Annotated in this window: 28 protein-coding genes; 19 read left to right on the top strand and 9 right to left on the bottom strand. The window is 59.4% G+C overall.

All coding sequences use genetic code 11. The annotated features are described in order from the left end of the window. Window positions 1-66 precede the first annotated feature (66 nt). Entirely contained in the window at window positions 67-1,011 is a 945-nt protein-coding gene (locus ACTG2O_RS00800) for a D-2-hydroxyacid dehydrogenase (protein ID WP_005363043.1), read from the bottom strand. 162 nt (window positions 1,012-1,173) lie between these two features. Here ACTG2O_RS00800 and ACTG2O_RS00795 point away from each other — a divergent pair, with 162 nt between their 5' ends. The 5 genes from ACTG2O_RS00795 to ACTG2O_RS00775 all read left to right on the top strand — a co-directional run bounded on the left by ACTG2O_RS00795 (window position 1,174) and on the right by ACTG2O_RS00775 (window position 5,450). Continuing rightward, window positions 1,174-1,755: a YjaG family protein gene (locus ACTG2O_RS00795; protein WP_021231718.1), complete on the top strand. Its 582-nt coding sequence runs from the start codon at window positions 1,174-1,176 to the stop codon at window positions 1,753-1,755. Between the two features lie 139 nt (window positions 1,756-1,894). Further along, the gene (locus tag ACTG2O_RS00790) at window positions 1,895-2,458 is read left to right on the top strand and encodes an NnrU family protein (protein ID WP_042084306.1); all 564 of its coding nucleotides are present in this window, start codon (window positions 1,895-1,897) and stop codon (window positions 2,456-2,458) included. A gap of 58 nt (window positions 2,459-2,516) precedes the next feature. Continuing rightward, window positions 2,517-3,053: a glutathione peroxidase gene (locus tag ACTG2O_RS00785; protein WP_439975215.1), complete on the top strand. Its 537-nt coding sequence runs from the start codon at window positions 2,517-2,519 to the stop codon at window positions 3,051-3,053. 82 nt (window positions 3,054-3,135) lie between these two features. Continuing rightward, on the top strand, window positions 3,136-4,071 hold the full coding sequence (locus ACTG2O_RS00780) for a LysR family transcriptional regulator (protein WP_005340335.1): 936 nt from the start codon (window positions 3,136-3,138) through the stop codon (window positions 4,069-4,071). Window positions 4,072-4,253: 182 nt separating this feature from the next. After that, window positions 4,254-5,450, top strand: coding sequence for a NupC/NupG family nucleoside CNT transporter (locus ACTG2O_RS00775; protein ID WP_005357935.1), 1,197 nt, complete (start codon window positions 4,254-4,256; stop codon window positions 5,448-5,450). Window positions 5,451-5,551: 101 nt separating this feature from the next. Here the strand turns inward: ACTG2O_RS00775 and ACTG2O_RS00770 are convergent, their stop codons facing one another. The 5 genes from ACTG2O_RS00770 to ACTG2O_RS00750 form a co-directional block, all read right to left on the bottom strand. Next, on the bottom strand, window positions 5,552-5,971 hold the full coding sequence (locus ACTG2O_RS00770; protein WP_005340339.1) for a DUF4426 domain-containing protein: 420 nt from the start codon (window positions 5,969-5,971) through the stop codon (window positions 5,552-5,554). A 43-nt stretch (window positions 5,972-6,014) separates the two neighbouring features. Next, window positions 6,015-6,317, bottom strand: coding sequence for a DUF167 family protein YggU (yggU, locus tag ACTG2O_RS00765; RefSeq protein ID WP_201958626.1), 303 nt, complete (start codon window positions 6,315-6,317; stop codon window positions 6,015-6,017). Then, a complete protein-coding gene (locus ACTG2O_RS00760) occupies window positions 6,317-6,868 on the bottom strand; it encodes a YggT family protein (protein ID WP_005341416.1) in 552 nt (183 codons plus the stop codon). The genes yggU and ACTG2O_RS00760 overlap by 1 nt, the downstream gene beginning before the upstream one ends. An 11-nt stretch (window positions 6,869-6,879) precedes the next feature. Then, entirely contained in the window at window positions 6,880-7,704 is an 825-nt protein-coding gene (gene proC / locus ACTG2O_RS00755; RefSeq protein ID WP_439975214.1) for a pyrroline-5-carboxylate reductase, read from the bottom strand. A gap of 142 nt (window positions 7,705-7,846) precedes the next feature. Then, complete coding sequence (locus tag ACTG2O_RS00750; protein ID WP_219594751.1) at window positions 7,847-8,548, bottom strand: YggS family pyridoxal phosphate-dependent enzyme; 702 nt, start codon at window positions 8,546-8,548, stop codon at window positions 7,847-7,849. Between the two features lie 39 nt (window positions 8,549-8,587). Here ACTG2O_RS00750 and tapT point away from each other — a divergent pair, with 39 nt between their 5' ends. The 4 genes from tapT (at window position 8,588) to ACTG2O_RS00730 (ending at window position 12,201) form a co-directional block, all read left to right on the top strand. Further along, window positions 8,588-9,622: a type IVa pilus ATPase TapT gene (gene tapT, locus ACTG2O_RS00745; RefSeq protein WP_005340354.1), complete on the top strand. Its 1,035-nt coding sequence runs from the start codon at window positions 8,588-8,590 to the stop codon at window positions 9,620-9,622. Between the two features lie 28 nt (window positions 9,623-9,650). Next, a complete protein-coding gene (tapU, locus tag ACTG2O_RS00740; protein ID WP_439976640.1) occupies window positions 9,651-10,760 on the top strand; it encodes a type IVa pilus ATPase TapU in 1,110 nt (369 codons plus the stop codon). Window positions 10,761-10,807: 47 nt separating this feature from the next. Continuing rightward, entirely contained in the window at window positions 10,808-11,581 is a 774-nt protein-coding gene (gene yaaA, locus ACTG2O_RS00735; RefSeq protein ID WP_005340358.1) for a peroxide stress protein YaaA, read from the top strand. Between the two features lie 194 nt (window positions 11,582-11,775). Continuing rightward, window positions 11,776-12,201, top strand: a complete 426-nt coding sequence (locus tag ACTG2O_RS00730; protein WP_005340360.1) for a hypothetical protein — start codon at window positions 11,776-11,778, stop codon at window positions 12,199-12,201. Window positions 12,202-12,559: 358 nt separating this feature from the next. On the opposite strand, the gene ACTG2O_RS00725 is transcribed toward ACTG2O_RS00730, so the two are convergent. Both ACTG2O_RS00725 and arfB read right to left on the bottom strand, forming a co-directional pair. Further along, window positions 12,560-13,051: a methylated-DNA--[protein]-cysteine S-methyltransferase gene (locus ACTG2O_RS00725; protein WP_323892733.1), complete on the bottom strand. Its 492-nt coding sequence runs from the start codon at window positions 13,049-13,051 to the stop codon at window positions 12,560-12,562. Between the two features lie 29 nt (window positions 13,052-13,080). Further along, entirely contained in the window at window positions 13,081-13,497 is a 417-nt protein-coding gene (gene arfB / locus ACTG2O_RS00720; protein ID WP_019445599.1) for an alternative ribosome rescue aminoacyl-tRNA hydrolase ArfB, read from the bottom strand. Between the two features lie 201 nt (window positions 13,498-13,698). Here arfB and glnK point away from each other — a divergent pair, with 201 nt between their 5' ends. The 5 genes from glnK to ACTG2O_RS00695 all read left to right on the top strand — a co-directional run bounded on the left by glnK (window position 13,699) and on the right by ACTG2O_RS00695 (window position 19,094). Beyond that, window positions 13,699-14,037, top strand: a complete 339-nt coding sequence (glnK, locus tag ACTG2O_RS00715; protein ID WP_005341406.1) for a P-II family nitrogen regulator — start codon at window positions 13,699-13,701, stop codon at window positions 14,035-14,037. Between the two features lie 258 nt (window positions 14,038-14,295). Continuing rightward, window positions 14,296-15,303: a Fe(3+) ABC transporter substrate-binding protein gene (locus tag ACTG2O_RS00710; RefSeq protein ID WP_323892730.1), complete on the top strand. Its 1,008-nt coding sequence runs from the start codon at window positions 14,296-14,298 to the stop codon at window positions 15,301-15,303. A 39-nt stretch (window positions 15,304-15,342) separates the two neighbouring features. Continuing rightward, window positions 15,343-16,968, top strand: a complete 1,626-nt coding sequence (locus ACTG2O_RS00705) for an ABC transporter permease (RefSeq protein ID WP_439975213.1) — start codon at window positions 15,343-15,345, stop codon at window positions 16,966-16,968. A gap of 82 nt (window positions 16,969-17,050) precedes the next feature. Beyond that, on the top strand, window positions 17,051-18,085 hold the full coding sequence (locus ACTG2O_RS00700; RefSeq protein WP_201902585.1) for an ABC transporter ATP-binding protein: 1,035 nt from the start codon (window positions 17,051-17,053) through the stop codon (window positions 18,083-18,085). Between the two features lie 103 nt (window positions 18,086-18,188). Continuing rightward, window positions 18,189-19,094, top strand: a complete 906-nt coding sequence (locus tag ACTG2O_RS00695; protein ID WP_421342469.1) for a Dyp-type peroxidase — start codon at window positions 18,189-18,191, stop codon at window positions 19,092-19,094. A 91-nt stretch (window positions 19,095-19,185) separates the two neighbouring features. Here ACTG2O_RS00695 and argR read toward each other — a convergent pair whose 3' ends face one another. Beyond that, the gene (gene argR, locus ACTG2O_RS00690) at window positions 19,186-19,656 is read right to left on the bottom strand and encodes a transcriptional regulator ArgR (protein WP_005340378.1); all 471 of its coding nucleotides are present in this window, start codon (window positions 19,654-19,656) and stop codon (window positions 19,186-19,188) included. A gap of 201 nt (window positions 19,657-19,857) precedes the next feature. On the opposite strand from argR, the gene ACTG2O_RS00685 reads away from it, so the two are divergent. The 5 genes from ACTG2O_RS00685 (at window position 19,858) to mdh (ending at window position 23,837) form a co-directional block, all read left to right on the top strand. Beyond that, on the top strand, window positions 19,858-20,598 hold the full coding sequence (locus ACTG2O_RS00685; RefSeq protein WP_005357971.1) for an ATP-binding cassette domain-containing protein: 741 nt from the start codon (window positions 19,858-19,860) through the stop codon (window positions 20,596-20,598). Window positions 20,599-20,622: 24 nt separating this feature from the next. Continuing rightward, window positions 20,623-21,360, top strand: coding sequence for a transporter substrate-binding domain-containing protein (locus ACTG2O_RS00680; protein WP_019445594.1), 738 nt, complete (start codon window positions 20,623-20,625; stop codon window positions 21,358-21,360). Window positions 21,361-21,363: 3 nt separating this feature from the next. After that, complete coding sequence (gene artQ / locus ACTG2O_RS00675) at window positions 21,364-22,014, top strand: arginine ABC transporter permease ArtQ (protein WP_043826111.1); 651 nt, start codon at window positions 21,364-21,366, stop codon at window positions 22,012-22,014. A gap of 3 nt (window positions 22,015-22,017) precedes the next feature. Continuing rightward, window positions 22,018-22,680, top strand: coding sequence for an arginine ABC transporter permease ArtM (artM, locus tag ACTG2O_RS00670; protein WP_005348902.1), 663 nt, complete (start codon window positions 22,018-22,020; stop codon window positions 22,678-22,680). Between the two features lie 221 nt (window positions 22,681-22,901). Further along, entirely contained in the window at window positions 22,902-23,837 is a 936-nt protein-coding gene (gene mdh / locus ACTG2O_RS00665) for a malate dehydrogenase (RefSeq protein ID WP_005340384.1), read from the top strand. The last annotated feature ends 160 nt before the right edge of the window (window positions 23,838-23,997 follow it).

Below are 23,997 nucleotides of genomic sequence, written 5' to 3'. Positions count from 1 at the left end.
GTCGTCACAGCCTGAAATGAAAGGCCCCGCCAGATTGGCGGGGCCTTTTTACATGCGCAGTGACGGTCAATAACCCTTGTCGAAGTCGATTTTGCCATCCAGTGGTTGGCCATCGATAAAGCGGATGTAGTTGCGCACAAAGATCTGGGCCACATCATCCGGGAAGCTGTAGGCGCTGTTGTGGGGGGTGACGATGAGGTTGGGTTGGCCCCACAATGGACTGTCGGCGGGCAGCGGCTCCTGCTCGAACACATCCAGCACCGCCATCGCCAGCTTGCCGGTACGCAGTGCGGTGAGCAAATCGCCCGAGTGCACGGCGCTGCCACGACCGACGTTGAACAGGATGGCGCCCGGTTTGCAGTGTTCGAAGCGGGCGGCATTGAACAGATGACGGGTATCGCGGGTGGCTGGCAGCACGCTGACGATGACATCGGCCTGCGCCAGCATCTTGTTGAGCGCAGGTAGCTGATAAACCTGATCAAACCCGGCCCGCTCCCGACCGCTGCGGCTGATGCCCAGCACCTTCATGCCAAAATGTTTGCCGGTGTGGGCAATATGCTGACCAATGCTGCCGGTCCCCAGGATCAGCATGGTGCGCCCCTTGAGGCCCTGATAGGGGTGGCTTTGCCACAGTCGCTGTTTCTGCTGTTCCCGATAAAGGGGGATTTGGCGCATCAGGCTGAGCAGATGACCAAAGACATACTCGCTCATCAGCGGGCCGAAGATGCCGCGCACATTGGTGAGCTGGTAGTCGCGGCGACTGTCAGGGTCGAGCAACACATCGACTCCCGCATAGGTGGACTGGAACCAGCTCAGCTTGTTGGCTTTGGGCAGCAGCGGTTTGGCACGGGCCGGTTCGGCCATCAGAATATGGGCTTCGCCGATCAGCTTCTCGGCATCGCTCTGGTTATCGGCTCGCAGAATGCGCAGATGGGGGAGATTGGCGGCCTTGAGCAGCCGTTCGTAGTGAGCATTATCCTGGCTGAGCAAAAGAAGGGTACGTTGGCTCATACTCTTGTTCCTTATCAGAATTTGCGGCGCAACAAGATGCCGCTCTCGACCCATCTTACCTGACTTCATATCGCAACATAGCCGACCAGGGCGCTTTTTCGTTTTCGCCGCGCGCCTCGTGGGCTACAATCTGCCCCACATTTTGCAAAGGATCCGACTCCAGTGTTTGGTGACAAGTTTTATAAGCGACTGGCCGAGCTACAGCCTTGGCAACAGACCGTCTACACCCTGGCGCTGGCAGAGCGCATGTACCCCAACTATGCCCTGTTCTGTCAGGCCTCCGGTTTTGGCAATGCTGGCGCTTTCCGGCATGCGCTGGATCAGATGTGGGTCTACCTCACCGTCAAGGGATCCCGGGTCAATCTGGGGGCCATTCTCGAAGAGTTCGAGTCTCACATTCCGGATCCCCGCAAGTTTGAATCCTACGGTGCCTATCCGGCGCTTGATGCCTGTGTTGCGCTGGGCTGCGCCTACAACTCGGTGATCTGCCGGGTCGGCGAAGAGGCCAACGATGCCAGCCATGCGTCGGTCGGTACCGTGGCCGGTTTTATCGAGCTGCTGGAAGAGCGGGATCTGACCGAAGAGGAGCTCTACGAGCACGAGTACATGGAAGCTGAGCTGGAGTTCCAGGTTGAACTGCTCAAGCGGGTTGCCCATGAGCGTGACAGCGATCGTATCCTGGCCATCAGAGCATTCGCCTCTCAGGATGGCGTCTCCAATATCGGGATCAGCCTGGAAGAGTAATCCTCTACGACCCCTGATAGAACAAAGCTCCCGTTCGGGAGCTTTTTCATATGAGCTGCAGCTCTGCCTGTCATTGGTTTTTATAGGCGCAAATCTCCCTTTACGGCATAGTGGTCGTACCAAGTACAAGGAGAGACTCATGTTCCTGCTGACCCTGGGGGTTGCGCTGTTTACCCTGATCCATCTCTACCCCTGTTTTGCGGTGGCCCATCGGGCGCGGCTGCGCGAGCGGCTGGGTGAGAATCGCTACAAGGGGCTCTTCTCCCTGCTGGTGTTTGTCGCCATTGCCTGCATCATCGCCGGTTGGCGCTCGGCCAGCTCGCTGCCGCTCTACTTCCTGCCGGAGTGGGGTCCGATGACCATGACGGTGATGATGCCCTTTGCGCTGATCCTCTTTTTCTCCGGCCAGGGGCCCAACCATCTGCGCCGCTGGCTGGTGCATCCCCAACTGCTCGGTACCCTGCTCTGGGCGGTGGCCCATCTGCTGGTCAACAGCGAGGCGCGCTCTCTGGTGTTGTTTGGCGGCATCGGGCTGTGGGCGCTGGTGAGCATGGTCTGGATTTCGGTGCGGGACTGGCAGCGATATCCCCGTCCTGCGGCCAACTGGACGGGCACCGGCATCAGCGTCGGGGCGGGCCTGGCTGCCACCGCGCTGCTGGTGTTCTGGGGCCACGGCTGGCTGACCGGCATTCCATTGCATTGAGAGTGAACTGCGGCTCTGGTAACCGCGTATGATGGACAAAACAAAAGGAGTCTTGGCGATGAAATGGTTCACTCTGTTGCTGTTATTGGGGGCTGGCGCGGCCTCTGCGGCGTGCCCCGATTATTTCAATGTGGAGATGCGGGAGCTAAACAACTCTCAGCGCCATAACCTCTGTCAGCTGACCGAGGGCAAGGTGGTACTGGTAGTCAATACCGCCTCCTACTGCGGCTACAGCGGCCAGTTCCGCGATCTGGAGCAGCTCTACCAGAGCTACAAGGATAAGGGATTGATTATTCTCGGTTTCCCCTCCAACGACTTCTGGCAGGAGGCGGGCAACGAGACCAAGACCGCCGAGGTATGCCGCCGCGACTATGGCGTCACCTTCCCGATGTTCAATCGGGTAGCGGTGCGGGGCTCCAATGCTGTGCCACTGTTCAAGGGGCTGGCGGCTGCCGCTGATGGGGATGAGCCGAACTGGAACTTCCACAAGTATCTGGTGGGGCGGGATGGCAAGCTGATCGCCAGCTACGGCGCCAACCAGAATCCGGCTGACGACCCCCTCAAACTGCAGATCACCCGGGCGCTGGGCCTCTGACTCTACCCCTTGGCGGGCGGCTCTGGAATAATGGGCTCCCGCCACTCAATCCGGTTATCTTGTGCTGCAACGTCTTCCTCAAATGGTGATCTTCGATGCGCTGGTGCGCGAGCAGGGGATCTCTGCCGCCGCCCGTCGTCTCGGGGTCTCCAAATCCCATATCAGCAAGCAGCTGGCGCTGCTGGAGACCACCCTTGGCGCCCAGCTGGTCCAGCGCACTACCCGCCGCTTTGTCCTGACCGAGCTGGGTCAGGAGTATGCCCGTCACTGTCATGCGCTGGTGGCGGTGGCGCAGGAAGCGGACTCCATGATCGCCGAGCGGCGCGGCAAGGTGAGCGGCGTGCTCCATCTCGGGGTGGGCCAATCATTTGGCCGTCTGCACGTCATTCCCCATCTCAAGGCGTTTCAGGATCGCTATCCCGAGCTGGAGCTGGAGGTCTCGCTGTTTGACCACAGAACCAATCTGGTGGATGAGGGGCTGGATCTCTGGCTCACCACCTATGAGGACAAGCCGGAAGGGCTGGTGGGACAGCGGCTGGCCGACATCGGCTTCGTGGTGGCGGCGTCGCCGGATTACCTGCTGAGCCACGGCACGCCGCTTCATCCCAAGGATCTGGCCCAGCACAACTGCATCACTTACCAGAGTCGGGAGCGGCGCTATCACCAGTGGTCGTTTCGCCAGGGCAAGGAGCGCCAGACGGTGCAGGTGGCGGGCAACTATCGGGTGGATATGGCGGAGGCGGTGCGGGATGCGGCACTGGCCGGGCTCGGCATCGCCTATATCGCCAACTACTTGCTGGACAAGGAGTTACAGAGCGGCAAGCTGATCCCGGTGTTGCCAGGGTGGCGACCGAACCAGCAAATGGCGGTACACGCCGTTTACGCTCGTCGCGAACATCTGGATCCCAAGATCCGTCTCTTCATCGATTTCCTCAAAGCCCGCTTTGGCCCCGAACCCTATTGGGAGCAGCGACTGGCCCCCTGGCTCGGGGGTAAATTGTCCGGTGGCGAGGAATAATTGTTTCCATATAAGAACTCTTGATTTCTCCTGATACTAAAATTGAACCAAATCAGCCAGTTGGCGCAACCGATATCGTGCAAACGTTTTTTCTAACAGGGTTGTAACCAAGCGGACTTGCAGTGACGGGGGGAGAGGCGCAGAATCCGCGCCCATCTTTTGCCCCACCTGATGGAGTCCCTATGATTGCCCTGCTCGGCATCCTGAGTATCCTGGCGCTTGCCGTCATCTGCTCTGATAATCGTCGTCGTATCCCGTTGCGAACAGTTGGTCTTGCCCTCTGTCTGCAAGTCATGTTTGCCGGTCTGGTGCTCTGGCTGCCTGCCGGTCAGCACGTGCTGAACGGGGTCAGCGAGAGCGTAAGCAGCGTGATCGGTTATGGTCAGGAGGGGATCGCCTTCCTGTTCGGTGATCTGGCCAAGTTCAAGCTGGGCTTCATCTTTGCCTTCAACGTGTTGCCGGTCATCATCTTCTTCTCTGCGGTGATCGCCATCCTCTACCACATCGGCATCATGCCGCGGGTGATCGCCCTGCTGGGTGGTGGCTTGCAGAAATTGCTGGGCACCGGCCGTGCCGAGAGCCTCTCCGCGACCGCCAACATCTTCGTTGGCATGGTGGAAGCGCCGCTGGTGGTCAAACCCTACCTTTCCAAGATGTCCGACTCCCAGTTCTTCGCTGTGATGAGCTGTGGTCTCGCCTCCGTCGCCGGTGGCACCCTGGTGGGCTATGCCAGCCTCGGGGTTGAGCTGAAATACCTGATCGCTGCCGCCTTCATGTCGGCCCCTGCCGGTCTGGCGATGGCCAAAATCCTGGTGCCGCCGGGAGCTGAAGAGGTCGATCACCATCAGGATGTTGAGATCCCCCGCGCCACCAATGTGATCGAAGCGGCTGCCGATGGCGCCATGTCCGGCCTCAATATCGCGGTGGCGGTCGGTGCCACCCTGCTGGCTTTCGTTGGCGTGATCGCCATGCTCAATGGCCTGCTCGGTTGGGCTGGCGGTCTGGTAGGGCTGGATCTGAGCTTCCAGATCATTCTGGGCTGGCTGTTTGCCCCCGTCTCCTGGCTGATCGGGGTGCCCTGGGATCAGGCGCAAGCCGCTGGCGCCCTGATCGGTACCAAGATCGTGGTCAACGAGTTCGTCGCCTTTATCGGTCTGGTGCAGGATCAGACCCTGAGCGAGTCGAGCAAGGCCATCGTGACCTTCGCCCTGTGCGGCTTTGCCAACATCTCCTCCATGGCGATCTTGATCGGCGGTCTGGGCTCCATGGTACCGGAGCGCAAATCCTTCATCGCCCGTTACGGCATGCGCGCCATTCTCTCCGGCGTACTGGCGAACCTGATGAGCGCCTGTCTGGCCGGTCTGTTCCTCGCCCTGTAACCGCTGCGGTACGGAATAGATGTAACAAGGGCGCCCTGATGGCGCCCTTGTCATATGGATAAAATGAAGCCCCGGCCTTGGTCGGGGCTTCTTGTTGCTACTCAGTCGACGTAGAAGGTCTGCTGGAAGCTGAGGTTCTGTTGCTGCCCGCCGCCCATGATCTTCAGGGTGAACTGATAGGTATCTTCGTTGCGGTAGGGGAGGGTCGCCAGATAGTAGATGGCATCGCCCTCTTTTACCTCCTGAAAGTTCAGGGTGCGGATGGTGCCGGTCAGGTTCTTGGCCTCACCGGTGATCCCCACGGCTTGCGCCACTTTCTGCTTGTCCTGTACCGCGATATTGATGATGGCGTTGTAGCGGCTGCGCTCCAGTCCATACGCTTTGGCGACCTCGGGGGTGAGGAAGCTGGAGTTGAAGGCGTTGTAGTGCACCAGCCAGGGCCCTAGCTCCTTCATCTGTTCTGCCTTGAGCGGCAGGGTCATCAGCAGTGCCAGCAGGCCACTCATCCAGGCTGTTTTCATCTGTCATCCCTCTCATATCTACGGTTGGCGCAGGCCGATTCATTCAGCCTTGCGTGTCATTCAGCAGTGTACTCACTTCTTGCGGCAACTGTTTGGGGCTGTCGATGGCGACGGTTTTGTGTCGCCCCAGCTCGCCCCGCACTATGGTTACCTGGCCCTTGGCCACCTTGAACTGCTTGGCCAGAAACTTGATCAGATGGCTGTTGGCCTGGCCATCGACGGGCGGCGCCGTGATGGCCACTTTCAGCTCTTCGCCATGCAATCCGATGATCTGATCCCGACTCGCCTTGGGCTGGATCACCAGATGCAGTACCAGTTCATCCCCTTGTTGCAGGACGGCTGGCATCAAATCATCCACCACAGCTGGCCAAACAGGTCACCCAGCAGGTAGTTGATGGCTTGCAGGCCGATAAAGGCGACCAGCACCGAGAGATCCAGTCCGCCCAGTGCCGGCAGTACGCGGCGGATAGGGGCTAGGAAGGGCTCGGTCAGCTGATGCATCACGTATTCGATGGGGTTGCGGCCCTGGCTGACCCAGCTCAGGATGGCGCGGATCAGCAGTACCCAGAAGATCATCGAGCCCGCTTTTTTCAGTACGGTCAGCGCGGCGAACAGGCTGATGCTGAGCCAGTCCGCCAGCAGCACGTTCATGCTCTTGAGCAGGGCCAGCTTGGCGAAGGCGATGGCCAGCGCCAGCACCACGGAGGCGAGGTCTATGCCGCCAAAGCCCGGGATAACGCGGCGCAGCGGGATCACCAGCGGATTGGTCAGCTTGACCACCATCTGGCTCATCGGGTTGTAGAAGTCGGCACGGGCCCACTGCAGCCAGACGCGCAGCAGGATCACCATCAGGTAGAGATCGAAAACGGTGTTAATCAGAAAGTAAGCAGTGTTCATCTGGGCTCCTGTTAGAAGAGGGTTTCCATTTCGGTGGCGCGAGCAACGGCCGCCTGCATGGCTTGCGCAGTCAGCGGCATCAGCCCCTGCTGCAGGAATGTCTTGATGGCTTCGGCTGTGGTGCCGCCCTTGCTGGTCACCTGCTCACGCAGGGTCTGCAGCGCCAGCTCCGGGTTTTGCTCCACCATGGCGGCTGCGCCCAGCGCGGTCTGCTGCACCAGCAGGCGTGCCTGATCGGGCGAGAAACCCATCGCCTCCGCCTCTTCGGCGATCGCCTGCATAAAGAGGAAGAAGTAGGCCGGAGCACTGCCCGCTGAGGCGATGACGCCGTTGATGCCAGACTCCTGCTCCACCCAGAGGGTCTTGCCGACCGCCTGCATCATCTGCTCGGCAAAGTTGCGATCACTGGCTCCAATATGCTCGGGCGCGTAGAGACCGGTCATGCCCAGACCCAGCAGGGCCGGGGTATTGGGCATGGTGCGGATGATGCGGTCGTGGCCACCGGCCATCTCGCCAAGGCGCGCAACCTTGATACCGGCCGCGATGGAGATGAGCAGCTTGCCTTCAAGGGAGCCCAGCTCTTCAACCAGTGCTGCCAGCATGCCGGCCATCAACTGCGGCTTGACCGCCAGCACGATCACTTCGGCGTCACGGGCCGCCTCGGCATTACTCTGGGTGATGCGAATGCCATGTTCGCTCGCCAGCGCCTCCAGCTTGGGCAGACTGGGGTTGGCAGCAGTGATCTGCCCGGCGGGATAACCCGCCTTGACCAGTCCGGCGATGATGCTGCGGCTCATGTTGCCCGCGCCGATAAAGGCCAGCGTTCTATGCTGCATCAGATGCTCCTGTTGCACATGGGGTCGCGGCGGGGTGGGTGCTGCCTGCACCACCAGACGCCAGAATTCGGTGTTCCATCAAACGCTCCTGTTGATGAAGTCGCGGCAAGAGGCGGACGTATGGGTTATCCGCTGGCCTTGCCTATGAGTAGTCACGGGCGCCGAAGATGGCGGTGCCGACCCGCACCATGGTGCTGCCGTGGGCTATCGCCAGTTCAAGATCCTCGGTCATTCCCATCGAGAGGGTATCCACCGTGGGGTATTGTCGCGCAAGCTCGGTGAACAGAGTCTGCATACGGGTCATTTGGGCGGCCAGTACGCTCTCGTCACTGGTGTGCTCGGGAATGGCCATCAGTCCCCGCAGTACCAGTCGCTCACTGTGGGAGACCAGCTCGGCAAGGCGGAAAATCTCTTGTTCCGACGTTCCGGATTTGCTGCTCTCTCCGCTAATATTGATTTGCAGACAAACATTTAGCGGTGCCATGCTGGCGGGACGCTGGTTGTTGAGGCGGTCGATCAGCTTGTCCCGATCCACGCTCTGTACCCAGTCAAACCGTTCGGCGACCAGTTTGGATTTGTTCGATTGCAAAGGGCCGATAAAGTGCCACTCTATGTCGCTATATTCCGGCTGCTGGCGCAAGGTATCGATCTTGGCCGCTGCTTCCTGAGCGTAGGATTCGCCAAAGCAGCGCTGACCTGCGGCATGGGCAGCCATGATGGCCTCGACCGGCTTGGTCTTGCTCACGGCCAGCAGGCGGATCTGCTGCAGGTGGCGGCTCGCCCGTTCGGCGGCCTGGGCAATACGTTCCTTTACCTGAAACAGGTGCTGGGCAATCTGGTTCATATTTCGTTAGTGATCTTGTGATGGGAGAATGACAAGTCTATGGATATCACAGAGTTATTGGCTTTCAGTGTAAAGCATAAAGCCTCGGATCTACACCTCTCGGCCGGGGTTCCCCCGATGATCAGGGTTGATGGTGAGGTTCGCAAGATCAATTTGCCCGCCCTGGAACATCGGGAAGTGCATGCCCTCATTTACGACATCATGAACGACCATCAGCGCAAGGAGCTGGAGGAGAACTTCGAGGTCGACTTCTCGTTCGAGGTGCCCAATCTGGCCCGTTTCCGGGTCAACGCCTTCCAGCAGGCGCGCGGCTCGGGCGCGGTATTTCGTACCATCCCCAGCACGGTGCTGAGCCTCGAAGATCTCGATGCGCCGGAGATCTTCCGCAAGATCGCCGAGTTCCCGCGGGGTCTGGTGCTGGTGACCGGGCCGACCGGTTCCGGTAAATCGACCACGCTGGCGGCCATGGTCAACTACATCAACGAGAACTTCCATCACCATATTCTCACCATCGAAGACCCCATCGAATTCGTCCACGAGAACAAGCGCTGTCTGGTGAACCAGCGGGAAGTGCACCGGGATACCAAGAGCTTCAGCAACGCTCTGCGCTCTGCACTGCGGGAAGACCCGGACATCATTCTGGTGGGCGAGATGCGCGACCTTGAGACCATTCGTCTGGCCATGACTGCCGCCGAAACCGGCCACCTAGTGTTTGGCACCCTGCACACCTCGTCGGCGGCCAAGACCATCGACCGTATCATCGATGTCTTCCCCGGCGCAGAGAAAGACATGGTGCGCTCCATGCTCTCCGAATCCCTGCGGGCAGTTATCTCCCAGACCCTGCTCAAGCGCATTGGCGGTGGCCGGGTGGCGGCTCACGAGATCATGATGGGCATTCCGGCGGTGCGTAACCTCATTCGGGAGGACAAGATTGCCCAGCTTTACTCGGTGATCCAGACCGGGATGACCCACGGTATGCAGACCATGGATCAGAGTCTCAAGCAGTTGGTGAGTCGTGGTGTGGTGGCATCCCTCGATGCCAAGGCCAAGGCCGTGGATCCCAACAGCATTTAAGAGACTCGCACCCAGGGAGGGATAGATGATGAATCTGGATGATCTGCTGAGCGAGCTGGTCGAGCGAAAGGGATCGGATCTGTTTGTGACGGTGGGCTCGCCGCCCACCCTCAAGGTAAATGGCCATCTGGTGTCGCTGGGGGGGGAGGCGCTCGACAAGAAGGGGGCTCTGACGCTGGTCAGGGATACCCTCAGCAGCGATCACTTCGAGCGCTATATCCGCACCAAGGAGGCCAACTACGCGATTTATCGCGAAGCGCTTGGCCGTTTTCGGGTCAGTGCCTTCTGGCAGCAGGAGCTGCCCGGCATGGTGGTGCGGCGTATCGAGACCCGCATTCCCACCTTTGAAGATCTGCAGCTACCCAAGATCCTGCAAGAGGTGGCGATGGCCAAGCGGGGGCTGGTGCTGTTTGTCGGCGCCACCGGGGCGGGCAAATCGACCACCCAGGCGGCGATGATCGGCTATCGCAACCAGCATGCCGATGGTCACATTCTGACGGTGGAAGATCCGGTGGAATTCGTCCATCAGCATGGTCGCAGTCTGGTGACCCAGCGAGAGGTGGGGATCGACACCGAGTCGTTCGATGTGGCGCTAAAAAGCTCACTGCGTCAGGCGCCGGACGTGATCCTGATCGGCGAAATCCGAAGTCAGGAGACCATGGAGTTTGCCCTGCAGTTCGCCGAGACGGGACACCTTTGTCTCGCCACTTTGCATGCCAACAATGCCAACCAGGCGCTGGATCGCATCCTCCATCTGGTGCCGCAAGACAAACACCGCCAGTTCCTGTTCGATCTCTCTTTCAACCTCAAGGCCATCATCGCCCAGCAGCTGGTGCCAAGTATGGATGGCAAGCGGCGCTGCGCTGCGTTCGAGATCCTGCTCAATACCCCGCTCATCACCGACATCATCCGCAAGGGAGAGATGCATCGCCTCAAGGAGGTGATGACCAAATCCACCGAGCTGGGTATGCAGACCTTCGATCAGGCGCTCTTCAGCCTGTTCTGCGCCGGCCAGATTGGCTACAGTGAGGCCCTCGCCCACGCCGACTCGGCCAACGACCTGCGACTGCTGATCAAGCTCTCCGGTCGCGAACGGCTCGGCACCGGTACGCTGGACAATGTGACGCTGGATGAATGAATCATGGGGCCGCTCTGCCGTTCGGCCCCTCGCCATAAAGGAACGTTATGCTGATTGTGGTTTCCCCGGCCAAGACGCTGGATTACGAGTCACCGCTGGTGACACCCCGTTTCACCCAACCCGAGCTGCTGGATCACTCCGCCGAACTGATTAGCCGGGCCCGCCAACTGAGCCCGGACCAGATCGCCACTCTGATGAAGATCAGCGACAAGCTGGCCGGTCTCAATGCCGCCCGTTTTGCCGAGTGGCAGCCAGATTTCACCCCCGCCAACGCCCGTCAGGCGCTGCTGGCTTTCAAGGGGGATGTCTACACCGGTTTGGCGGTAGAGGATTTCAGCGAGGCCGATTTTGACTTCGCTCAGGCACACCTGCGGATGCTCTCCGGCCTCTACGGCGTGCTTCGCCCCCTCGACCTGATGATGCCCTATCGGCTGGAGATGGGGACCAAACTCGACAATAGTCGCGGCAAGGATCTTTACCAGTTCTGGGGGGAGGTGATCACTCACCATCTCAACGACGCGCTGGCAGCGCAGGGGGATGAAGTGTTGATCAATCTGGCCTCCGACGAGTATTTCAAGTCGGTACGCCCCAAGAGCCTGAAAGGGCGGATTGTCACACCGGTGTTCAAGGATGAGAAGAACGGCCAGTTCAAGATCATCAGCTTCTACGCCAAGAAGGCGCGCGGCATGATGGCTCGCCACATCATCAAGCACCGTCTGACCGAGGTGGAGCAGCTGACCGGTTTCAACGCCGAGGGCTACTACTTCGTGCCGGAAGAGTCGGACGCCAATACCCTGATGTTTAAACGCGCCGAAAATTAATTACAAAAAGAGGGAACCAATCTTTCGACCCACGGGTCTGAATATGTGAATCCTCTGTTGTAAGCACTTTTTATTCGCCGACGTTTGATACGTCGGCTTTTTTATTGCCGTTTTTATTGTCCATCGATTGCCTTCGCCGGGACTATGTGGTTCAGATAGACTCAAGACAGGGAGCGAGTCGTTGCGAGGTGAATATGGAACAGAAAAATGCCATTCGGCAGGTTGCCGTCCCTTGGGCTCCGTCCCGCCAGCTACCGCCCGGTCTGGTTGTGGCCGAGTTGCATCAGGATCTCTGGAGCGACTCCCTGACCATCATGCTGGGGCGGGCACGCAGCATCGATCTGCCCCCGCAAATCCTCTGCCGGGTCTATTTTCGCCATATCTATGCCCTGCGGGTCATTGAGGATTGCGATCTGGCCGAGGGGAAGGATAGTCACGCTATCGAAGAGCAGATCCAGCTCATCACCCCATCCCGTTTTGCCAGCTGGTTCCATCAGGAGTCGGACGGCCTGCATCTGGATGAAGATCTGCAGCACTATCGCATCTCGACCTGGGATTATTGCGCCGATGTGCTGACCTCCTCGGCGCCGGAACTGCAGTTCCTGCCCCAGAGCGAGTAGCCAGCTGTTACGTCAGAGGCGAAGGATGATCCTTCGCCTCTTGGTTTTTGGGCGGGCGCAGATTTTGTGGCGTTCAGGCCATTCAACCCAAGTGGTGGCCTGTTGTGTCGACACAAAAAAAGCGCCTCAGAGGAGGCGCGGGGAAAAAGACAGATTGGAAGCGTCACATGGGTGCTACTTGAATCAGCGAATGAGCCGTGCCATTCAAGTATGGAGCCATCATGCCAAGCTCAATCTGAAGTAGTTCTGAGGCGATTCTTCATTTTCTGTTCATCTTGTCAGCAAAGCGTGGCACTGGCTGAAAGCCTTTTCATTCTGGTCACGATATTGTCTCGCCCTCTCTAGGGCGGTCATCGTGTCATGGGGCCAGCTCGAATGTTGTGCCTGCCTGTTCCAGTGCCAGCAACCAGCGCTTGATGGGAATGCCGCCAGCATAACCGGTCAGATCGCCGCTGCGTCCGATCACCCGATGGCAGGGCACTATGATGCTCAGCGGATTGCGCCCATTGGCAGCGCCCACAGCCCGCACCGCCTTGGGATTGCCGATAGCCTGGGCAATCTCGAGATAGCTCACGGTCTCGCCATAGGGGATATCACACAAAGCGTTCCACACCGTTTGCTGGAACGGGGTGCCCTTCGCTGCCATGGGCAGATCGAACTGCTGTAATTTTCCGGCAAAATAGGCGTTGAACTGGGCAAGATAGAGGGCCAGTGCCTTGTCATCCCGTTGCCAGTCAGTTTGCGGCATGACGGGACGCTCCCCGTGCATGAACTCCACGTGGCGCAGGCCATCCTGATCGATGGCGACCAGCAGCGGGCCGCGGGCGCTGTCGCAAAAACTGTATCTCATCGGCTGACATCCTTTGGGGGCGGGGAGGCTCAGTCCAGAACTGGCTTGCCGCGGGCGGACTTGATATCCCCCTTGCGCTTTTTGGCATCGACCCGTTTGCGCTGGGAGCTGCGGGTCGGCTTGGTGGCATGGCGAGCCTTGGGGCGCCAGGCTGCTTTTTTCAGCAACTCCACCAGACGGCTCATCGCCTCCTTGCGGTTCATGTCCTGGCTGCGATGGCTCTCGACCCGGATCAGGACAAAGCCATCGTGTACCCGGCTGTCGCTCAGCTTGTCGAGACCCTCCTTGTAGAGCGGGGTGAGGCTTGGGGAGTTACGGTAATCGAAGCGCAGCCAGACGGCGGAGTCGGTCTTGTTGACGTGCTGTCCACCGTTGCCCTGTGCCCGCATGGTCTGAAATTGCAGCTCATGCCAGGGAATCGTGACGCTGTTGGAGATAACTAACATGCTGTTTTGCTCTTGTTTGGTGCATACCCGCTGACCGCTGCAGCATGGTGCCTCATTATGGGGCGTGCTGGCCGGTTATGGGGATGTGCCTGGCGAATGGCGCCGGCATTAAACTATATCTATATGAAATATAACAATAAAAATACTTGGCATAAGAATTGAAACCCGATTCATGACACACCATGGATTGGGAGCAACCAGATGAAGCTGATTAGTGCGATTATCAAACCGTTCAAGTTGGACGATGTCCGCGAGGCTATTGCCAACCTGGGGGTGGAAGGGCTGACCGTGTCCGAGGTCAAGGGATTTGGCCGCCAGAAGGGACACACCGAATTATACCGGGGAGCCGAGTATCAGGTCGACTTCCTGCCCAAGGTGAAGCTGGAGATTGCTACCGCCGATGATAACGTGGAAGGGGTGATCGAGGCGATCTGCAAGGCGGCCTATACCGGCAAGATCGGCGACGGCAAGATTTTTGTCTACGACTTGCTGCAAGCGGTGCGCATCCGCACCGGCGAGAGTGACGACGAGGCGCTGTGATGAACCGCATCAGTGACGTACAGATCTGTTGACCTCCCGATCTCGGGGAATCCCGATGGAGTGAGCGCTTATTGAAGCCTGATCAACATAACGTTTTGCTCAGAAGAGGCCGAATGGGATTCCATCCGGCCCTTTTCATTTATGGGCGATTAAATATGTGATGTGGCGACGGCGAGCTTTCTTGATCCGCTTATAAGATGTATGCAGAATGCAAACGGAAATCGTTATCACTCTGTATAGCTAATCAAGGAATGGATGATGAAAATGAAGATGTTGGCACTGGCTTTCTCTGCGTTGGCAGCTCAGTCGGCATTGGCGGCCGGGGAAGTGAATGTCTACTCCAACCGGCAGGATGAGCTGATCAAGCCCATCATCCAGCAGTTCGAGAAGGAATCTGGCATCAAGGTGAACGTGGTGTTCGCCAAAGAGGGATTGAACGAGCGTCTGGAGCGGGAAGGCAAGCTCTCTCCGGCCGACCTGATGCTGACCGTCGATATCAGCCGTCTGACCGATCTGGTGGACAAGGGGTTGGTGCAGCCGGTGGACAGCAAGATCCTGCAGGAGAACATCCCCGCCATCTATCGTGATCCGGAGAATCGCTGGTTCGCCCTGACCACCCGGGTTCGCGCCATCTACTCCAGCAAGGATCGCCTCGGCAAGCTCGATACCATCAGCTACGAAGATCTGGCCAAACCGGAATTCAAAGGGAAAATCTGCGCCCGCAGCGGCAAGCATGAGTACAATGTGGCGCTGGTCTCCTCCATGATTGCCCATCACGGCATGGCTGAGACCAAAACCTGGCTGGAAGGGGTCAAGGCCAACCTGGCGCGCAAGCCGCAGGGCAACGACCGGGATCAGGTCAAGGCGATCAAGGATGGTATCTGTGACGTGTCACTCGGCAACAGCTATTATCTGGGCGCCATGTTGAAAGATCCTGCGCAGAAGTCCTGGGCGGATGCGGTCTATATCAACTTCCCGAACCAGGCTGACCGCGGTGCCCACGTCAACGTGAGCGGCGTGGCCATGACCAAGTATGCCAAGAACAAGGCAGAGGCCCAGAAGCTGATGGAGTTTCTGGCTGGTGACACCGCCCAGCACATGTATGCGGACGTGAACGCCGAATATCCGGTCAAGGCCGGAGTCGAGCCTTCCGCCATGGTCAAGTCTTGGGGCAGTTTCAAGTCTGACGCACTACCGGTCAGCGATTACGCCAAGCACCGCAAGGACGCCTTGCAGTTGCTGGATGAAGTGAAGTTCGATTTGTAATCAGATGGGGCCAACGGCCCCATCAACATCTGTGGTCTCATGAAAAATTTTGGATGGATGACCGGCAGCTGGGCCATCGCCCTGCTGCTGGGTTTACCGGTTATAGCCCTGCTTTTCTCTGCCTTCTCGGCTGAGGGAGATCTCTTTCGCCACCTCGCCGATACCGTGCTGCTCGATTATCTGGGCAATACCCTGGGGCTGGTGGTCGGCGTAGTATTGCTAAGCCTGCTATTTGGCGTGCCCACCGCCTGGCTGGTGGCCATGTGTCAGGTGCCGGGGCGGCGCGCTTTGCAGTGGGCCTTGATGCTGCCGATGGCGATGCCCTCCTATATCGTCGCCTACGTCTATACCGACTTGCTCGATTACTCGGGCCCGCTACAGGCCGGGTTGCGAGCACTATTTGGCTGGAACAGTCCTGCCGATTACTGGTTTCCGGCCATTCGCTCCCTTGGCGGCGCCGCCTGGGTGCTGGCGCTGGTGCTGTTCCCTTATGTCTATCTGCTGACCCGCGCCTCTTTTCTCGAGCAGTCAGTCAGCCTGATCCACTCCAGCCGCCTGCTCGGCTGTACCCCGTGGCAGAGTTTTCGCCGCCTCAGTCTGCCGCTGGCGCGCCCCGCCATCATGGTGGCGGTATCGCTGGTGGCCATGGAGACGCTGGCCGATTTCGCCACCGTCCACTTCTTTGCCATCAACACCCTGACCACGGCGGTCTACGACACCTGGCTCGGCTACGGTAGTCTGGCCACCGCGGCCAAACTCTCCTGCCTGATGCTGCTGGCTGTGGTGCTGCTGATCGCGCTGGAGCGCCGCTCGCGCAGTCGGCAGCAGGTGTTCCAGAAGTCCATGGGCCATGAGCAGCCGCTGCGCTATCCGCTCAAGGGGATTGGCCGTTGGTTGGCCGGTCTCTGGTGCTGGGGGCTGGTGCTGGCCGGTTTCGGCCTGCCATTCGTCATCCTACTCGATTACGGCGTGCGTTACTTCGAGTTGTCGTGGACGCCGGAGTTTGTCCGCTTCGCCGGCAACAGTTTGGCTATCTCGGCGCTGACCGCTCTGCTGGCGATGGGCATCGCCCTGCTGCTCGGCTTCTTCCGCCGTCTCGATGGCGGGTTCAAGAGTTTGCTGCCCCTGCGCATCGCCGCCATGGGCTACGCCATGCCGGGCACCGTGCTCGCTATCGGGGTGCTGGTGCCGCTCACCGCCCTCGACTTTGCCATCAACGATCTGGCCGAGTGGCTCGGGCGTCAGGGGCCGGGCTTGCTGCTGACCGGCACCATCACCGCCATCGTGTTCGGCTATCTGGTGCGCTTCGTGGCCATCGCCATCGGCTCGGTGGAGAGCAGCATGGGCAAGATCTCCCCCAGTCTCGACATGGCAGCCCGCTCCTTGGGGCAGGGGGATGGCGGCATGCTGCGGCGGGTCCATCTGCCGCTGGTGCGCCGTGGTCTGTTTGCCGGTGCCATGCTGGTATTCATCGAATCCATGAAGGAGCTGCCCGCCGCTCTGCTGCTGCGGCCGTTCAACTTCGATACTCTGGCGACTCACGTCTATCAGTTTGTCTCGGACGAGATGCTGGAGCGCGGCGCGCTGGGGGCTATCGTCATTGTGCTGGTGGGACTGTTGCCGCTGATCTGGGTCAACCGCAGTCTGGATAGTCCGGGCCACTGAGTCGCCGCGTCGGTCAATGAAATTGCATGCGGTGTGCTGAACCGAAAGGCAGCGCGCCGCCAGAAACGAGAGGAAGTCAGCCTTGTCCTGTTTGCAGGTTGAAAATGTCAGCTGCCGTTACAACGGCCGCAATGTGCTGGAGCAGCTCTCCCTGACGGTGGCAGACAACGAGATCGTCTGCCTGCTGGGAGCCAGTGGCTGCGGCAAAACCACGCTGCTCAAGGCCATCGCCGGGCTGCTGCCGCTGGCAGAGGGCTCGATTCGCCTCGGCGATACCCTGCTCGACGGGCCGGGTGCCAGCGTGCCGCCCGAGGCGCGCAATATCGGGATGATCTTTCAGGATTACGCCCTCTTCCCCCACCTGACTGTGGCCGACAACGTCGGCTTCGGTCTGACCAAACTCGACCGCGGTGCCCGCCAGCAGCAGGTGGACGAGGCGCTGGCGCTGGTCAATCTGCAGGGGCTGGGGGATCGTTATCCTCACCAGCTCTCCGGTGGCCAGCAGCAGCGAGTGGCTATCGCCCGGGCGCTGGTGTGCAAGCCACGGCTGATGCTGCTGGATGAGCCCTTCTCCAACATCGATACCCAGGTGCGGATGAAGTTGATCCTCGAGATCCGCGCCCTGCTCAAGCAGCAGGGGATCGGCGCCATCTTCGTCAGCCACAGCAAGGAGGAGGCGTTTGCCTTCGCCGATCGGCTAGCGCTGTTTCGCGCCGGTCACATCGAGCAGGTGGGCCAGCCGGAGCAGCTCTATCGCCGCCCGCAAAACCGCTTCGTGGCGGAGTTTCTCGGCGGGGTCAACTATCTGGCTGCCGAGGTGGTGGACAGCCACTGCGTGCAGACGGCGCTCGGGGTCATCTGTGGCAGCGAGCCCCATGGCCGGGTGGTGGGCGAGCAGTTGCAGCTGATGCTCAGACCCCAGCAACTGCTGCTGGAGAGCGCCGCAGATGGCGAGCTCAAGGTGGTGGAGCAGCAGTTCCTCGGCCACCACTGCCGGGTGCTGTTCGAGTGTGGCGATCTGCAGCTGGAGGCGAGCATTGGTGAGCCCCTTGATGGGATGCGGGCACGGATCAAGGTTGCCCCCCATGGGCTGGTGTTGTTTGACCCTTTGCCCTGAACGCGTGATATCGTCGTGAAATCAAAGAACTGGATCCACTCTGGTTTATAATCGCGCAACGCAAATAGCCCGTAACGCTAACGCCTACTCAGGGGAGAGATATATGAAAGCCCAAGCCGGGATCTGCGCAGAGCCGAATCTGCACGCCCTCTATCTGATGTTCAATCGCACCGGCGATGCCGCCGAACTGGTCGGCCGTCTGGCCAAACTGCCCGCCCTGTGGCAGGCGGTGGCTGCCGATTTCCCCGATGCCGGGTTCAGCGGTCTGGTTGCCGTTGGCGCCGATGCCTGGGATGGTCTCTACCCTGCCGCCCGTCCGCCCCAGTTCCGCAGCTTTATGGCGCAATCCGCCAACGGTCAGGAAGCCCCCAACACCCCGTTTGATCTCTTTATTCAGCTGCGCGCCGATCGGGTGGATGTGCTGCACCACGCCGGTCACCGTGTGATGGCACTGCTGGCCGGACTGGTAGAGCTGGCCGAAGAGGTGCGCGGTTTCCGCAACCTGGATTTCCGTGACCTGACCGGTTTCGTTGACGGCACCGAGAACCCGCAGGATGAGCACCGTGCCGAAGTGGCGTTGCTGGCCGATGGCGAGTTTGCCGGTGGCTCCTACATTCACGTCCAGCGCTGGGTCCACGCCATGAGCGACTGGGAGAAGCTGGCGCAAAAAGAGCAGGAAGACATTATCGGTCGCACCAAGCCCGACAACATCGAGTATGAATCTGCCGCCAAGCCGCTGACCGCCCACATCAAGCGGGTCAACCTCAAGACCCCGAAAGGGGAGTCCATGGAGATCCTGCGCCAGAGCATGCCCTGGGGCACCATGACCGAGCAGGGGCTCTACTTCATCTCCTGCTGCCGCACTCAGCAGCACTTCAACGCCATGCTGGCCAGCATGTACAAGGGGGAGGGCAGCCACTTCGATCACCTGCTGCGTTTCACCAAGGCAGTGACCGGCGCGGCTTTCTTCGCCCCATCGGAGGGTTTTCTGATGGCGCAGGGCAAATAAGCCCGCCTGACGAAGCTGCAGAAAAACAAAAATCCCGGCCTTGGCCGGGATTTTTCGTTCTGGCGTGACCGCTATGACGCGGTAGCGGCCATTACGGCGTCTGTTCGAACAACTCGAGGGCGGAGAGGTAGAGCTCTTCGATATCGGTGTCGCTGGTCGGGGTGATGAAGATAGTGTCATCACCGGCGATGGTGCCGAGGATCCCCTCTGCCTTGCCGAGGGAGTCGAGCAGGCGGGCGATCAGCTGGGCTGCGCCCGGGCTGGTGTGGATCACCACCAGTGCGCCGTTGTGATCGACGTCCAGCACCAGATTCTTGAGCGGGCTGGAGGTGGTGGGCACGCCCAGTTCCACCGGCAGGCAGTAGACCATCTCCATCTTGGCATTGCGAGTGCGAACGGCGCCGAAGCGGCTCAGCATGCGCGATACCTTGGACTGGTTGATGTTCTCGAAGCCCAGCTCTTGCAGGGCGGTGACGATTTCTGCCTGGGAGCCAAAGCGCTCTTCTTTCAGCAAGGCTTTAAAGGCCTTGGCCAGTTTTTCTTGCTTGTCGTTGTGTTTCATCTTGGTCTCACGAATGAGGAGGTGTGGCGGCCTGTGCGATACAGGCGGCAGATACGAACAGCGGGGCCATTTTGCATTCATATGCCGTTTTTTGCAAGGAAGCGGCGCTTGTTCTGCATATTGATTCAAAAATGGCTTGCATCAACCTTTATTAGGGATAGAATCGGGATGAAATTTTGAAAACTTATTCAATTGGGCTGTATGGGTATTGAATTAATAGGTATCGAGAAGTCCTGGCACAAGGTGCCGGTTCTGCAACAGGTCAGCTTTCGGACATCCCCCGGTGAAACCTTGGTGTTGCTGGGCCCGAGCGGTGCTGGCAAGAGTTCCCTGCTACGGATGATGAACCTGCTGGATACCCCGGATGCGGGTGTTCTGCGGATTGGCGAAAGTGAATTTTCTTTCCCGAACTCCCTCTCTGCTGCCGAATTCAACCGCCAGTCCCAACTGCTGCGTCGCAAGGTGGGGATGGTGTTCCAGCAGTACAATCTCTGGCCACATCTCACTGTGATGGAGAATCTTATTGAAGCGCCGGTCAAGGTGCTCGGCATGAGCAAGGAGGCCGCCATCGAGAAGGGGGCCTACCTGCTGGCCCAGCTGCAACTGGCCGACAAGCGCGATGCCTGGCCTGCCCGTCTCTCCGGCGGTCAGCAGCAGCGGGTGGCCATTGCCCGTACCCTGATGATGGACCCGGAAGTGCTGCTGTTTGACGAGCCGACTGCCGCCCTCGATCCCGAGATCACCAAGGAGGTGGCCGAGATCATCCGCAACCTGAGCCAGACCGGCATTACCCAGGTGGTGGTGACCCACGAGGTCGACTTTGCCCGCAAGGTGGCCAGTCAGGTGATTTATCTGGAGAAGGGGCGGATCATCGAATCCGGCACCGCTGCCATTTTCCAATCCCCGCAAACCAGCCGGTTTGCCGAATTCTTGATGCATTGATATTGAATCGATAAGGAAGCTGTCATGAAAAAGAGTCTGTTGTTGGTTGCTGCCATGGGCCTGTTGAGTACCTCCGTCATGGCCAAAGAGATCAAGTTCGCCACCGAGGCCACCTACGCACCGTTCGAATACCTGGATGACAAGAACGAGTTTCAGGGTTTTGACATCGATCTGGCCCGCGCCATCTGCGAGCAGGCCAAGCTGGAATGCAGCTTCCACAACCAGGCCTTTGACAGCCTGATCCCCAGCCTCAAATTCCGTCGCTACGATGCCGCCATCGCCGCCATGGATGTGACCCCGGAGCGCTCCGCGCAGGTCGATTTCTCCGACATCTACTACGAGAACTCGGCAGTATTCGTCGCCAAGAAAGGTGCCTTCAAGGGGCCGGAAGAGATGGTCGACAAGACAGTCGGTGTGCAGAACGGCACCTCCCACCAGTCCTATCTGGTGGATAACTGGGTGAGCAAGGGGCTGCTGACCGTGCCCTACGCCAGCTACCAGAGCGCCTTCCTCGACATGATGAACGGCCGTACCGACGGCGTGTTTGCCGATACTGCCGTTGCTGCCGACTGGCTGAAGCAGCACAAGGAGTATGCGGTGGTGGGTGCGCCGGTGACCGATGCCAAGTACTTCGGTACCGGCTTTGGCATCGCGGTCGCCAAGGGCAATCAGGAGCTGCTGACCCAGCTGAACAAGGGGCTGGCCGAGATCAAGGCCAACGGCACCTATCAGAAAATCTTCGACAAATACTTCGCGCAGTAAGCCATGTTGAGCCTGTTGTTGGATGCAGCCTGGATGACCCTCGGGCTGGCCTTGGCATCACTGGTCGGGGGCATGGTATTGGCACTGGCGTTCAGTGCCGCCGAGCTCAGCAAGCAGCGTGCGCTGGTGTGGCCGGTGGCCACCCTGACCACGCTGATCCGTGGCCTGCCCGAGTTGCTGGTGGTGCTGTTCATCTATTTCGGTTCGACCCAGGTGCTGTTCCTCATCACTGGCGAGTATGTGGAGTTCAGTCCGTTCGCCTGTGGCGTGCTGGCGCTTTCCCTGCTGTTCGCCAGCTATGCGACCCAGACCCTGCGGGCGGCGCTTAATGCGGTGCCTTCAGGTCAACGGCTGGCGGCGCTGGCGTTGGGGTTGAGCAAGAGCCACATCTTCTTTCGCATCGTGTTGCCGCAGGCGTGGCGCCATGCCCTGCCGGGCCTCGGCAACCAGTGGCTGGTGTTGCTGAAAGATACCGCGCTGGTGTCGCTTATCGGGGTCAACGAGATGATGCGTCAGGCCCAGATGGCCTCGGCCAGTACCTATGAGCCTTTCACCTGGTATGCCGCTGCGGCCCTCATCTATCTGGCCATCAGTCTGGTGAGTGAATATGGCCTCGGGCTGGCTGCCCGCTACACCCGCCGCTACGGAGGCTAACTGATGCAAGAGTATCTCGTTACGTTGCTGGGCGGTCTGGTCACCACGCTGGAGCTGACCCTGTTCAGTCTGCTGCTGGGGATTGTGTTGGCGGCCCTGATGACCTGGGTGCTGGAGCTGCGCCTGCCGGTGGCGACCCAGCTGGTGCAGCTGTGGGTGCTGCTCTTTACCGGTACGCCGCTGCTCATTCAGATCTTCCTGATTTACTACGGGCCGGGCCAGTTCGAGTGGCTGAAAGCCAGCCCGCTCTGGCCGCTGCTCAAGCAGCCCTGGTTCTGCGCCGTGCTGGCGCTGGGTCTCAACACGGCGGCCTACTCCACCCGGTTGTTCAAGGGGGCGCTCGATGCCATCCCGGCCGGTGAAGTAGAGGCGTGTCGTGCACTTGGTTTTAATGGCCGCCAGACCTTGTGGATGAAGGTGCGCCACGCCGCCCGTCATCTGGTGCCTGCCTACTCCAATGAGGTGATCCTGGTGCTCAAGGGGAGCTCCCTCGCCAGTACCATCACCATCATGGACATCATGGGGCTGGCGCAGGGGTTGAACGCCCAGACCTACGATACCCTGGCGGTGTTCGGGGTGGCTGGCGGGCTTTATCTGGCGATGAACGGATTGTTAACAATTGGTTTTCGCTGGTGTGAAAAACGGGCGCTGGCATTCCAATCCTGAGATCCTCAGATCTACCTCTTTATGGTAAGGAGAAGTGCAGAAAAACTGTGCTTCTCCTCCAACTTTTTGTATTTCCCTCCAATTTTTGCTCCCGCATGTTTCGTGGCTCACAGAACCCGTGACTGCAACTGTTATCAGATTGTTTTTTATGGGGGGATCCATTAAGGTTGGGCGCACAACAACAAACAACCTTAAACCTACGCTTAAACATGGAGTTGATCATGAAAGTTGCCGTTCTGGGTGCCGCTGGTGGCATCGGTCAAGCCCTCGCTCTGCTGTTGAAAAACCGTCTGCCGGCTGGCTCCGAGCTGAGCCTGTATGACATCGCCCCGGTCACCCCGGGTGTGGCCGTTGACCTCAGTCATATTCCTACCGACGTCGCCATCAAGGGCTTCTGCGGTGAAGATCCGACTCCTGCGCTGGTTGGGGCCGATGTGGTGCTGATCTCCGCCGGTGTGGCACGCAAGCCGGGGATGGATCGCTCCGACCTGTTCAACATTAACGCCGGTATCGTCAAAAATCTGGTCGAGAAGTGCGCGGCCACTTGCCCGAAAGCGCTGATCGGCATCATCACCAACCCGGTCAACACCACTGTGGCCATCGCCGCCGAAGTGCTGAAGAAAGCCGGTGTCTATGACAAGCGTCGTCTGTTCGGTGTCACCACTCTGGACGTGATCCGCGCCGAGACCTTCGTGGCCGCCGCCAAAGGGTTGAACATCGACAAGGTACGCGTCAATGTGATCGGTGGTCACAGTGGCGTCACCATTCTGCCGCTGCTCTCCCAGATTGAAGGCGCCTCCTTCACCGCTGAAGAAGTGGCAGCCATGACCAAGCGCATCCAGAATGCCGGTACCGAAGTGGTAGAAGCCAAGGCCGGTGGTGGTTCTGCGACCCTCTCCATGGGTCAGGCGGCTTGCCGTTTCGGTCTCTCCCTCATCAAGGGTCTGCAGGGCGAAGCCAACGTTGTCGAGTGCGCCTACGTGGAAGGCAACGGCGAGCACGCCACCTTCTTCGCGCAGCCGGTACTGCTGGGCAAGAACGGCGTCGAAACCGTACTGGATTACGGCAAGCTGAGCGCCTTCGAGCAGGAAGCGATGGAAGGCATGCTGGCTACCCTGAAAGCCGATATCCAGCTGGGTGTCGATTTCGTCAAGTAAGCGGGTCAACCGTCCAACAAGGGAGCTTCGGCTCCCTTTTGTATTGATGAGATCCGCCCGGCAGGCTAAGGGGATGGGGCTTGGTGCCGATAACAGAGTGCAGCAGGAGATCCTTATGATGAAACCCCTTACCCTACTCATTCTTGTCGGTGCATTCACC

The organism is Aeromonas sp. 61P, from assembly GCF_051919545.1.
Taxonomy (GTDB): Bacteria; Pseudomonadota; Gammaproteobacteria; order Enterobacterales; family Aeromonadaceae; genus Aeromonas; species Aeromonas veronii.
The sequence above is the reverse complement of the archived record's forward strand: the minus strand, read 5'-3'. Positions and strand labels throughout refer to the sequence as shown.